The organism is Massilia sp. 01N417 (assembly GCF_056399645.1).
In genome coordinates, this window is the sequence record NZ_JBFTRS010000042.1 from 1 (window position 1) to 10,769 (window position 10,769).

The 10,769-nt window shown below is 67.9% G+C and carries 11 protein-coding genes; 7 read left to right on the forward strand and 4 right to left on the reverse strand.

Going from position 1 to position 10,769, the window contains the following annotated elements; translation table 11 throughout:
* Positions 1-341: 341 nt before the first annotated feature.
* From argS to AC1DOQ_RS26535, 7 genes are read left to right on the forward strand one after another with little or no spacing between them, the layout of a single operon-like run.
* The gene (gene argS, locus AC1DOQ_RS26505; RefSeq protein ID WP_477371268.1) at positions 342-2,054 is read left to right on the forward strand and encodes an arginine--tRNA ligase; all 1,713 of its coding nucleotides are present in this window, start codon (positions 342-344) and stop codon (positions 2,052-2,054) included.
* Positions 2,055-2,058: 4 nt separating this feature from the next.
* The gene (locus AC1DOQ_RS26510) at positions 2,059-2,790 is read left to right on the forward strand and encodes an SPOR domain-containing protein (protein ID WP_477371271.1); all 732 of its coding nucleotides are present in this window, start codon (positions 2,059-2,061) and stop codon (positions 2,788-2,790) included.
* A gap of 10 nt (positions 2,791-2,800) precedes the next feature.
* Complete coding sequence (locus AC1DOQ_RS26515; protein WP_477371274.1) at positions 2,801-2,926, forward strand: hypothetical protein; 126 nt, start codon at positions 2,801-2,803, stop codon at positions 2,924-2,926.
* The gene (locus AC1DOQ_RS26520; protein ID WP_477371277.1) at positions 2,923-3,708 is read left to right on the forward strand and encodes an SDR family oxidoreductase; all 786 of its coding nucleotides are present in this window, start codon (positions 2,923-2,925) and stop codon (positions 3,706-3,708) included. Before AC1DOQ_RS26515 ends, AC1DOQ_RS26520 begins: the two co-directional genes overlap by 4 nt.
* On the forward strand, positions 3,705-4,469 hold the full coding sequence (locus AC1DOQ_RS26525; protein ID WP_477371280.1) for a biotin--[acetyl-CoA-carboxylase] ligase: 765 nt from the start codon (positions 3,705-3,707) through the stop codon (positions 4,467-4,469). Before AC1DOQ_RS26520 ends, AC1DOQ_RS26525 begins: the two co-directional genes overlap by 4 nt.
* Before the next feature lie 19 nt (positions 4,470-4,488).
* Positions 4,489-5,220 carry a type III pantothenate kinase gene (locus AC1DOQ_RS26530; protein ID WP_477371293.1) on the forward strand — a complete coding sequence of 244 codons (732 nt, stop codon included), beginning with the start codon at positions 4,489-4,491 and terminating at the stop codon, positions 5,218-5,220.
* Between the two features lie 8 nt (positions 5,221-5,228).
* On the forward strand, positions 5,229-5,951 hold the full coding sequence (locus tag AC1DOQ_RS26535; RefSeq protein ID WP_477371283.1) for an SPOR domain-containing protein: 723 nt from the start codon (positions 5,229-5,231) through the stop codon (positions 5,949-5,951).
* On the opposite strand, the gene AC1DOQ_RS26540 is transcribed toward AC1DOQ_RS26535, so the two are convergent.
* From AC1DOQ_RS26540 to mreD, 4 genes are all read right to left on the reverse strand, one after another.
* On the reverse strand, positions 5,952-6,866 hold the full coding sequence (locus tag AC1DOQ_RS26540) for a septal ring lytic transglycosylase RlpA family protein (protein ID WP_477371285.1): 915 nt from the start codon (positions 6,864-6,866) through the stop codon (positions 5,952-5,954).
* A gap of 136 nt (positions 6,867-7,002) precedes the next feature.
* Entirely contained in the window at positions 7,003-8,121 is a 1,119-nt protein-coding gene (gene rodA, locus AC1DOQ_RS26545; RefSeq protein ID WP_442124058.1) for a rod shape-determining protein RodA, read from the reverse strand.
* Between the two features lie 3 nt (positions 8,122-8,124).
* Positions 8,125-10,113, reverse strand: a complete 1,989-nt coding sequence (mrdA, locus tag AC1DOQ_RS26550; protein ID WP_477371287.1) for a penicillin-binding protein 2 — start codon at positions 10,111-10,113, stop codon at positions 8,125-8,127.
* Between the two features lie 10 nt (positions 10,114-10,123).
* The gene (gene mreD, locus AC1DOQ_RS26555; RefSeq protein ID WP_477371290.1) at positions 10,124-10,639 is read right to left on the reverse strand and encodes a rod shape-determining protein MreD; all 516 of its coding nucleotides are present in this window, start codon (positions 10,637-10,639) and stop codon (positions 10,124-10,126) included.
* Positions 10,640-10,769 lie beyond the last annotated feature (130 nt).

The following is a 10,769-nucleotide window of genomic DNA, read 5'->3' on the forward strand; positions in this document are numbered from 1 at the left end:
CCCTGCTCCGGCCGGCCGGACGGACGTCCCTGCTGCGGCGCGCCGCGGCCCGGGCCGCCCTTGGCCTGCGGACGCGCCGGGCCCGGCTTGTTCTGTCCGGCGCGCGCGGCGCCCGTGCCGGCGGTTCTGGCCTTGGGTTTGAGGGTGAGCGTCGGGCGCTTTTCAGTCATGGCGAATGATCAATGCATAAAGACGCACATTGTAGCGGTTAAGCGTTGCGCAGGCTTAAACGAAGCTTTGGAGCAAGGGCTTGGAACATATTCCGCCTTGCCTCAAACCAGTATAATGACCGATGTTCGCCTGGATCCAGGCCCCAACCATTTCATTTTCGACCACAGTTCATGCTCGCCCAACAAAAACAAGAAATCGTTGCCCTGTTCCAGGCCGCCCTGGCCCCGATCGTCGCCGGCACCGATTTGACCCCGAACGTCGCCCTCGAGCGTCCGCGCGACCCGACCCACGGCGACATCGCCTGCAATATCGCGATGCAGCTGGCCAAGCCGCTGAAGACCAATCCGCGCGAACTGGCGACCCGCCTGGTCGCCGCCCTCGAAGCCGATCCGAATGCCAAGGGCCTGATCGCTTCGGCCGAGATCGCCGGTCCGGGCTTCATCAACCTGCGCCTGGCCGACGCCGCCAAGCAGTCGGTGGCGCGCACCGTCCTGCAGCAGGGCGAAGCCTACGGCCGCGGCGACAGCGGCGCCGGCCACCACGTGATCATCGAATTCGTCTCGGCCAACCCGACCGGCCCGCTGCACGTCGGCCACGGCCGCCAGGCCGCGCTGGGCGACTCGATGTCGGCGCTGTTCGAATCCCAGGGCCACAAGGTCACCCGCGAGTTCTATTACAACGACGCCGGCGTGCAGATCCTGACCCTGGCCAATTCGGTCCAGGCGCGCGCCCGCGGCTTCAAGCCGGGCGATCTGGAATGGCCGGAGTCGGCCTACAACGGCGACTACATCCAGGACATCGCCGACGACTTCCTGGCGAAGAAAACGGTCTCGGCCAGCGACGGCCAGCCGGCCACCGCCAGCGGCGATACCAACGATCTCGAATCGATCCGCCGCTTCGCCGTCACCTACCTGCGCAACGAGCAGGACCAGGACCTGCAAGCCTTCGGCGTCAAGTTCGACAATTACTACCTGGAGTCCTCGCTGTACAGCGACGGCAAGGTGGAAGCCGCGGTCCAGGCCCTGATCGACGCCGGCGTCACCTACGAACAGGACGGCGCGCTGTGGCTGAAGACCACCGACTACGGCGACGACAAGGACCGCGTGATGCGCAAGTCCGACGGCACCTATACCTATTTCGTGCCGGACGTCGCCTATCACATCCAGAAGTTCAAGCGCGGCTTCGACCAGGCCATCAACGTCCAGGGCAGCGACCACCACGGCACCATCGCCCGCGTGCGCGCCGGCCTGCAGGCGGTGAACATCGGCATCCCGAAGGGCTACCCCGACTACGTGCTGCACAAGATGGTCACCGTGATGAAGAACGGCGAAGAGGTCAAGATCTCCAAGCGCGCCGGCTCCTACGTGACGGTGCGCGACCTGATCGAATGGTCGGGCAACGGCGACATCACGCGCGGCCGCGACGCGGTGCGCTTCTTCCTCATCTCGCGCAAGGCCGACACCGAGTTCGTGTTCGACGTCGACGTCGCCCTGGCCACCAACGACGAGAACCCGGTCTATTACGTGCAGTACGCCCATGCGCGCATCTGCTCGGCGCTGGCCAACTGGGGCGGCGACGTCGCCAGCCTGGCGAACGCCGACCTGTCGCCGCTGACCCAGCCGCACGAAGCCAGCCTGCTGGCCAAGCTGGCGGCCTACCCCGAGATGCTGCAGCGTGCCCAGGCCGAACTGGGCCCGCACCAGGTCGCGTTCTACCTGCGCGAACTGGCCGGCGAGCTGCACAGCTATTACTTCGCCCACAAGTGGCTGATCGAGGACGACGAAGCACTGAAGCTGGCGCGCCTGGCCCTGGCCACCGCGACCCGCCAGGTGCTGCGCAACGGCCTGGCCCTGATCGGCGTTTCGGCACCGGAGAAGATGTAAGTCCATGACCGCCTTTCGCACCCGCACCATCCGCGCCATCGCGCGCCAGCGCGGCAGCACGCTCACCGGCCTGATCATCGGCCTGATCGTCGGCCTCGGCATCGCCGTCGCCGTCGCCCTGACGATCACCAAGGGCGCCTCGCCGTTCACGGAAAAGGCCGCCAAGACCGGCCGCCCGGCCGACCCGGCCCCGGGCCAGGCGATGGATCCGAACAAGCCGATGTACGCCAACCGCGAGGCCGTGCGCGAGGCGAACAAGGAAGTGACCGAGAAGGCGGCGGCGCGTTCCGCTACGCCGGCCACGCCGGCCAAGCCGGTCGAGTCGGCGGACCCGCTGGGCCAGGCGATCGCCAGCATGGAAGCGAAACCGGCGGCCCAGCCGGCGGCGCACGACAGCCATCCGCTGGCCGTGCCCGCCGCGGCGCCGGCATCGCATGCAGTACCGGCCGCTGCGCCCGCCACGACCACGGCCAGCGCGGCCAATACGGCCGGCAGCGGCGAGTACATCTATTACCTGCAGGCCGGCGCCTTCCGCAACATGCCGGACGCCGAAGCGACCCGCGCCAAGCTGGCCCTGCTCGGCTTCGAAGCCGCGATCAGCGACAGCACCCGCGAGAGCGGCGTGCTGCACCATGTGCGCCTCGGCCCGTACAACCAGGTCGAGTCGATGAACAAGGCGCGCGCCAAGCTGCTCGACAACGGCGTCGACGTCGCCATCGTGCGCAAGCAGCGCTGAGCGGGCCCCGATGAGGAGCCGCCGCCTGTTCTGTGCCGCCGCGCTCGGCCTGGCCGCGGCGGCGGTGTCCCTCGCCCGGCAGCAGCAGGCGGCGCTGCAGGTGATGGACTACCTGGCGGCCAAGGCCAGGCAATGAGCGCCGCGCCGCCGCGCGTCTTCATCACCGGCGCCTCGAGCGGCATCGGGGCCGCGCTGGCGCGCGAGTATGCCGGCCGCGGCGCCGTGCTCGGCCTGCTGGCGCGCCGCAAGGATGCGCTCGACGCCCTGGTTTCCTCGCTGCCGAATCGGGAACGCCACAGCGCCTGGGCAGTCGACGTCACCGACCACGCCGCGCTGGCGCAGGCGGCGCGCGGCTTCATCGCCGCGCATGGCGGCGCCGACATCGTGATCGCCTCGGCCGGCATCTCGCACGGCACCCTGACCGAACGCCCCGAAGACCTGCCGCTGTTCGAGTCCGTGTTCGCCACCAACGTCAACGCCACCATCGCCACCTTCGCGCCCTTCATCGCCTCGATGAAGCAAGGCACCGGCGCGCGCCGGCTGGTGGCGATCGGCAGCGTGGCGGGCATCCGGGGCATGAAAGGCGCCGGCGCATACTGTGCCTCGAAGGCGGCGGTGCACAGCTATGCCGAATCGCTGCGCCTCGAAATGCGCCCCCACGGCATCCGGGTCGTGACCATCGCGCCCGGGTATATCGATACACCCATGACCAGCAATAACCGATTCCCCATGCCCTTCCTGATGCCGGCCGAGCGTTTCGCGGCCCGCGCTGCCGACGCCATCGACGCCGGCAGCGGTTTCCGTGTAATCCCCTGGCAGATGGGCGTCGCCGCCCGTCTGCTGCGCCTGCTGCCGAATGCCGTGTTCGACCCGCTGTTCGCGCGTGCGCCGCAGAAGGCGCGCAAGGAGGCCGCATGAATGCCGAACGCATCATGGCCCAGTCCCATGCCGGCGTCGCGGTCGAGGTGGTGCCTGAAACCGGCTCGACCAACGCCGACCTGCTGGCGCGCGCCCCGTCCCTGGGCGCGCCGGTGCTGCTGGTAGCCGAGCACCAGACCGCCGGCCGTGGCCGCGCCGGCCGCAGCTGGCTGTCCAGCCCCGGACACTCGCTCACCTTCTCGCTGGCCTGGAAGTTCGACGGCGGCCTGCAGAAACTGACCGGCCTGCCGCTCGCGATCGGCACGGCGCTGGCCGAGACCCTGGGCCGGCTCGGCCAGCCGGTCCAGCTCAAGTGGCCGAACGACGTGCTGAAGGACGGCGACAAGCTGGCCGGCATCCTGGTGGAGACGGCGCCCGCCCCTGACGGCGCGGTGTGGACCGTCATCGGCATCGGCCTGAACCTCGCCATGCCGGACGAGCTCGAAGAACAGATCGGCCGCTCCGTGGCCGCCGTGCCCTGGCTGGCGCGCATGGAACGCGACACCCTGCTGGCCGCGATCCTGGACGGCCTGGCCGAGGCCCTGCGCCTGTTCGGGCAAAGCGGCTTTTCCGCCTTCAGCGCGCGCTGGAACCTGCTGCATGGCTGGCAGGGGCAGACCGTCGTCGTCCTCGACCGCGGCGAGGTCCTGCATGAGGGCCTGGCCGCCGGCGTCGACGATGCCGGCCGCCTGCTGCTCGACACGGAAAGCGGCCGCGTCGCGATCGTCGCCGGCGACGTTTCGCTGCGCATCAAGGCATAGGAGCAAAGCCGCCATGACGATGCTGCTGGTCGACGCCGGCAATACCCGGGTCAAGTGGGCCGTCGCCCACGAAGGCGCGGCGCCGGGCGAGTGGATTACCCACGGCGCCGTGCTGCATGCGGAACTGGACGGCCTGCGGGCCGCCTGGGTCGGTCATGCCGTCCGGCGCGCGCTGGTCTCGAACGTGGCCGGCACCGCCATGCGCGAGCGCCTCGGCGCCCTGCTCCCGCTGGCCCAGCCCGAATGGTTTGGCGCCCAGGCCGAGCTGGCCGGGCTGCGCAGCCGCTACCGCAATCCCACCCAGCTGGGCGCCGACCGCTTCGCCGCCGCGCTGGGCGCCCGCACCCTGGTGCCGGGCAAGGCGCTGGTGGTGGCCACCTGCGGCACCGCGACCACCGTGGATGCCGTGTCGAGCGATGGCGAATTCGTGGGCGGGATGATCCTGCCGGGACTCGGCCTGATGCTGGACTCGCTCGCGCGCGGCACCGCGCAGCTGCCGTCGACCAGCGCGGATGCCGTACTGCCGCCGGTCTTTGCCGACAACACGCTGGACGCGATCCGTTCCGGCTGCATCTCGGCCCAGGCCGGCGCCATCGCGCGCGCTTGTGCGGCCCTGCCGGCCGAACTGTGCATCGTCTCGGGCGGCGCGGCGGGCCATGTGGCCCCGGCTTTGGCGGTGCCCTACCGGATGCTGGATAATATCGTGCTGGTCGGGCTGCACGCGGCCGCCATCGCGTCACCTTCGTCATAGGACCTAACGTGCTGAGATTCGTCTTCTGGTCGCTGCTACTCCTGAACGCCGCCCTGTTCGCCTACGCCCAGGGCTTCCTGGGTTCGAGCAAGGGAAGCGACGAGGAACGCGCGCGCATCAAGCCCCAGCTGGAAGCATCCCGGCTGACCCTGCTGACCAATGAGCAGGCCGACGCGGCCAAGGCGGCGCCGGCAGCGGATCCGGCCGGCGCGCCGGCCGCGGCGGCCGTCGAAGCCAGTGCGGCGGCGGCACCCGCGCCGGCCAGGCCGCTGGCCTGCATCGACGTCGGCACCTTCAGCGCCGGCGAAGCGAAGCGCTTCGAAGCGCGCCTGGCCTCCCTCGAACTGGGCGAGCGCCAGTCGCGCCAGGCCGTGCAGGCCCAGGACGTGACCAGCTACCTGGTGAACATCCCGCCCCAGGGCAGCAAGGAAGCGGCCGAGCGCAAGGCGGGCGAGCTGCGCGGCCTGGGCGTCACCAATTTCTTCATCATGCAGGGGGAGTCGCCCATGAAGTGGGCGATCTCGCTGGGCGTGTTCAAGACCGAGAGCGGGGCCCAGACCCTGCTGGCCCAGCTGAACAAGCAGGGCGTTCACAGCGCCCGCATCACGCCGCGCGGCCCCTCGGTCCCGCGCTACAGCTACCGCTTCCGCGATATCGAGGCTGCGGCGCGGGCGCGCATCGAGTCGGTGGCGGATGCGGTGTCGTCGGCGGAAACGACGAATTGCCGTTGATTAGCGCCGCACGACGATGGGTTTCAAACCCAAGGAAGAAGGCAGAGCACGCGCCGCCTCCTGCGCCATCGCACGGGTCTCGAAAGGCCCGCTGTAGATGCGCTTGACCGAACCCGAACGCACCACTTCGATCGCCTGCGAGACGCCGGATTGCTTGAGCTTCTCGCTCATCTCTTCCGCCTTGCCCTCGCGGCCGTAGGAGCCCAGCTGCAGGTAGTAGCCGGGCCTGGCGGCCTTGCCATCCTGCGCGCGGGCCGGCGCATCGGGGCGCGCCACCGCGGCGCTGTCCATGGCCACGCGGTCTTCCAGCATCAAGGCCGCGATTTCCGCCGGCGCCGGCGCGGCCTGGGCGGCCGAGGTGGCGGCGCGGCGCACGGTGGCGACGCGGGTCGGATCGTCCGGGAACAGGCGCTCGAGTTCGACCTGGTGGCTGCCCTTGCCCAGCAGGCCGAGCTTGAGCGCCGCCGTGTACGAGACGTCGACGATGCGGTCCGAATGGAAGGGACCGCGGTCGTTGATGCGCACCACCACCGACTTGCCGGTTTCCAGGCTGGTGATGCGCGCATAGGACGGGATCGGCAGCGTGGGATGCGCGGCCGTCATCTTGTACATGTCGTAGGCTTCGCCCGACGAGGTGCGCTGGCCGTGGAATTTCACGCCATACCAGCTGGCGACGCCGCGCTGGTTGAAGGGCTCGTCGTTGAGGAGCGGGGTGTAGGTCTGCCCGAAGACCGAATACGGCTTGTTGGCGAACTTGGCATAGGGCTCGTACTTGACCAGCGCATCCGGTGTGTCGCGCAAGCCTTCCGGCGGATTGTCGCCGGGGCCGTCGTCCTGGTAGTAGCCGCCGCGGCCGGAACCGGCCGGAGGCAGCTTGGGCAGGGTGGTGTCGATCTTGCCGTTCTTCGTTGCCACCTTGTGCTTCCAGGGCAGTGGAATCAGGCTTTTATGTTCGCCGTCACTGGTTGTGCTGCAGCCTGTCATCAGCGTCGTTGTTACTAACGCGATGACCGCTGGCAGAAACCGAACGGCCATCGCGTTCTCTTTCATGTCAGGTCTGCACCAGTTTGCGGTGTCTTTGAATACTCATCAATATACCACTGCCGAGCCCCAAAGTAATCAAGGCGGTTCCGCCATAGCTCATGAAAGGCAAGGGGACGCCGACCACCGGGAGGATGCCGCTGACCATGCCCATGTTGACGAAAGAGTAAACAAAAAACATCATCGCGATCGAACCGCCCAGCAAGCGCGTGAACAGGTTCGGGGCGTTTGCAGCGATCATCATGCTGCGCCCGATGAGCAGAAGATACAAGAACAGTAACACCAGGTTACCAACGAGGCCGAATTCTTCCGAGTACACCGAGAAGATGAAGTCGGTGGTGCGCTCCGGGATGAACTCGAGGTAGGCCTGGGTGCCCTTCAGGTAACCCTTGCCGCTGATGCCGCCGGAGCCGATCGCAATGGTCGACTGGATGATGTGGAAGCCCTTGCCCAGCGGGTCGGAGGTCGGATCGATCAGCGTCATCACCCGCTCGCGCTGGTAGTCGTGCAGCATCGACCAGGCCACCGGCAGCGCGGCGCAGCCGGCCGTGAACAGCCCGAGCAGGGCCTTCCATGACAGGCCGGCCAGGAAGATCACCCAGAAGCCCGCGGTACCGACCAGCAGCGCGGTGCCGAGGTCGGGCTGCCTGACGATCAGGCCGAAGGGAATCAGCAGCAGCACGGCGGCGACGATGAAGTTCTGCCACTTCATGAAGCCGGCGCGGGCCTGGAAATACCAGGCCAGCATCAGCGGCGTGGCGATCTTGAGTATCTCGGAAGGCTGGATGTCGACGCCGACGTGCAGCCAGCGCCGCGCGCCCTTCTTGATGGTGCCGAACAGCGCCACCGCCACCAGCAGCGCGACGCCGAAACTGTAGATCGGCACGGCCAGGCGCAGCAGCATCTGCGGCGGAATGTTCGCCGCGATCCACATCACCGTGAAGGACAGCAGGATGTTGCGCATCTGCCCTTCCATGCGGCCGGGGAAGTCGTGGCCGGCCGAACTCATGGTCAGCGTACCGACCGAGAACAGCAGGAACAGGATCAGGGCCAGCGGGCCGTCGAAGACCGTGAAGTAGGGTTTCAGGCGCCGGCTCAGCGAGCGCCGTTCTGGAATATGGGCTGGCATCGCTTACTCCTTGTTGCCCGGGGTCTCGCCACCCGGCGGCTTCGGCTGGCCGGCGCTCGGGCCGAAGGCCTCTTCCGGCACCGCCAGGTCTTCCTTCTGCACCGCGGTACTCGGCAGCGGCTTGGCCTTGTCGCCGGGACGCTTGCCCAGCAGGTAGTAGTCGAGCGCCTTGCGCGCGATCGGGGCCGCGTACTGGGCGCCGAAGCCGGCGTTCTCGACCACCATCGCGATCGCGATCTTCGGCTTGTCGGCCGGCGCGAAGGCGGTGAACAGCGCGTTGTCGCGCAGGCGTTCCGGGGTCATGTTGTGGTTGTACTTGGCGCCCTTCAGGCCGACCACCTGGGCGGTACCGGTCTTGCCGCCGGCCGTGTACTCCGCATTGCGGAAGGCCAGCCGGCCGGTGCCGCTCGGATCGGTCATCACGCCGACCATCGCGTGCTTGATGATGTCGATGTTTTCCTGCTTCAGCGGGATGCGGCCGGATTCCTTCGGCACCGTCAGCGCGCGCTGCTTGGTACCGCCGTCCTCGACGATCTTGACCAGGTGCGGCTTCATGATCACGCCATTGTTGGCCAGGGTCGCCACCGCATGCGCCAGCTGCAGCATCGTGTAGCTGTTGAAGCCCTGGCCGATGCTGACCGAGATCGTGTCGCCGCCCACCCACTTCTGGGCCGCGCGGTTGCGCTTGAAGCGTTCGCGCTTCCACTCCTGCGACGGCAGCACGCCCGACTTCTCGTGCTCGAGGTCGATGCCGGTCGCCGAGCCGAAGCCGAACTGCTTCATGAAACCGCTGATGGCGTCGATGCCCAGGTCGTTGCCGAGCTGGTAGTAGTAGGTGTCGCAGGACATCACGATCGAGCGGTACATGTCGATGTAGCCGTGGCCGCCGGGCTTGTCGTCGTTGAAGCGGTGGCCGCCCAGCATGAAGAAGCCGGCGTCGTTGATGCCCTGTTCGGGACGGCGCTTGCCCAGCTCCAGCGCGGCCAGGGCCATGAAGGGTTTGAAGGTCGAGCCGGGCGGATAGGTGCCGGACAGCGGACGGTTCATCAGCGGCCGGTCGAGCGAGGTATTCAGCTCGGACCAGCTTTGCGAATCGATGCCGTCGACGAACAGGTTGGGATCGAAGCCGGGCCGCGACACATAGGCCAGCACGTCGCCGGTCTCCGGTTCGATCGCGACCAGCGCGCCGCGGAAGTCGCCGAAGGCTTCCTCGATCACCTTCTGCAGCTCGATGTCGATCGACAGGATCAGGTTCGAGCCCGGCACCGGCGCGGTGCGCGACAGGGTGCGGATCGCGCGCCCGCCTGCCGAGCGCTCGACTTCCTCGTAGCCGGTCTGGCCGTGCAGCTGGCGCTCGTAGCTCTTTTCCAGGCCTTCCTTGCCGATGTGGTCGGTGCCGTTGTAGTTGGCCGAGTCGTCGCCTTCCTCGATGGCCTTGGCTTCGTTCTGGTTGATGCGGCCGATATAGCCCAGCACGTGCGAAGCGATCTCGCCCAGCGGGTACTGGCGGAACAGGCGCGCCTGCACCTCCACGCCCGGGAAGCGGAAACGCTGGGCGGTGAAGCGCGCCACTTCGTCGTCGCTCAGGCGGGTGCGGATCGGCACGCTGGCGAAGTTCTTCGACTCTTCCAGCAGGCGCTTGAAGCGCTTCCTGTCCTTGGCCTCGATGGTCACCAGCTTCGACAACTCGTCGATCACGGAATCGAGGTTCGCCTCGAGCTTGGACGGCGTGATCTCCAGGGTGTAGGCCGAGTAGTTGCTGGCCAGGACCACGCCGTTGCGGTCGAGGATCAGGCCGCGGTTGGGGACGATCGGCACCAGGGCGATGCGGTTGTCCTCGGCCTGGGCCATGTACTGGTTGTGCTTGATCACCTGGAGCCAGACGAAGCGGGCAACCAGCAGGCCGAAGCAGATGAACACGAGCACCACCAGCGCCGTCAGGCGCATGCGGAAATTGTGGATCTCGCGATCGTTGTTTTTAATCTCGGTCATTCAACGAACATCAGATTGGGCGCGTATGGTCCTTGTCCACCGCACGGCGCTGCGGCGCCAGCAGCAGCCAGGTGATGGCCGGCCACAGGGCGACCGCGACCACGCTTTCGATGAAGTGCAGCCAGTCCGGAAAGCGCCCGGTGACGATGAAGCGGACGATCACCTGGATCGCCTGCGTCATCAAGAGCAGCGGAAACACGTGCAGCGCCTGGGTCGCCAGCGGGAACCACAGCACGCGGCGGTGGATCATGATCGCCAGGTAGGACAGCAGGGTGTAGGCCAGCGCGTTCTCGCCGAGCAGGGTGGCGTCGTGCACGTCCATCAGCAGGCCCATCGAAAAGGCGATGCCGATGCCGACCTTGCGCGGCTGGTGGATGCCCCAGAATACCAGTACCAGCGCGACGAAGTCCGGCGCGCCGACCCAGCGTCCCCAGGGCAGCAGGTTGAGCATGAAAGCGCAGATCAGGCTGAAGGCGATGAACAGCGGGCTGACCGGCAGCAGGATGTAGTGCGGGCGGGTAGGCATCAGGTCCCCTCCCCGCTACGCGGCGCGGCGGGCGTGGCGTTTGCCGGCGCGCGCTGGACGGGCGRCGTGCCGGTTGCGGGAGCGGCGGCGCCTGCGGCCGCGGGCGGCGTGGTGCGGGCCGGCGTGTTGG

Coding starts and splice junctions, on each gene's coding strand:
- argS (WP_477371268.1), top strand. CDS start 342: ATGCTCGCCCAACAAAAACAAGAAATCGTTGCCCTGTTCCAGGCCGCC.
- AC1DOQ_RS26510 (WP_477371271.1), top strand. CDS start 2,059: ATGACCGCCTTTCGCACCCGCACCATCCGCGCCATCGCGCGCCAGCGC.
- AC1DOQ_RS26515 (WP_477371274.1), top strand. CDS start 2,801: ATGAGGAGCCGCCGCCTGTTCTGTGCCGCCGCGCTCGGCCTGGCCGCG.
- AC1DOQ_RS26520 (WP_477371277.1), top strand. CDS start 2,923: ATGAGCGCCGCGCCGCCGCGCGTCTTCATCACCGGCGCCTCGAGCGGC.
- AC1DOQ_RS26525 (WP_477371280.1), top strand. CDS start 3,705: ATGAATGCCGAACGCATCATGGCCCAGTCCCATGCCGGCGTCGCGGTC.
- AC1DOQ_RS26530 (WP_477371293.1), top strand. CDS start 4,489: ATGCTGCTGGTCGACGCCGGCAATACCCGGGTCAAGTGGGCCGTCGCC.
- rodA (WP_442124058.1), bottom strand. CDS start 8,121: ATGCCAGCCCATATTCCAGAACGGCGCTCGCTGAGCCGGCGCCTGAAA.
- mrdA (WP_477371287.1), bottom strand. CDS start 10,113: ATGACCGAGATTAAAAACAACGATCGCGAGATCCACAATTTCCGCATG.
- mreD (WP_477371290.1), bottom strand. CDS start 10,639: ATGCCTACCCGCCCGCACTACATCCTGCTGCCGGTCAGCCCGCTGTTC.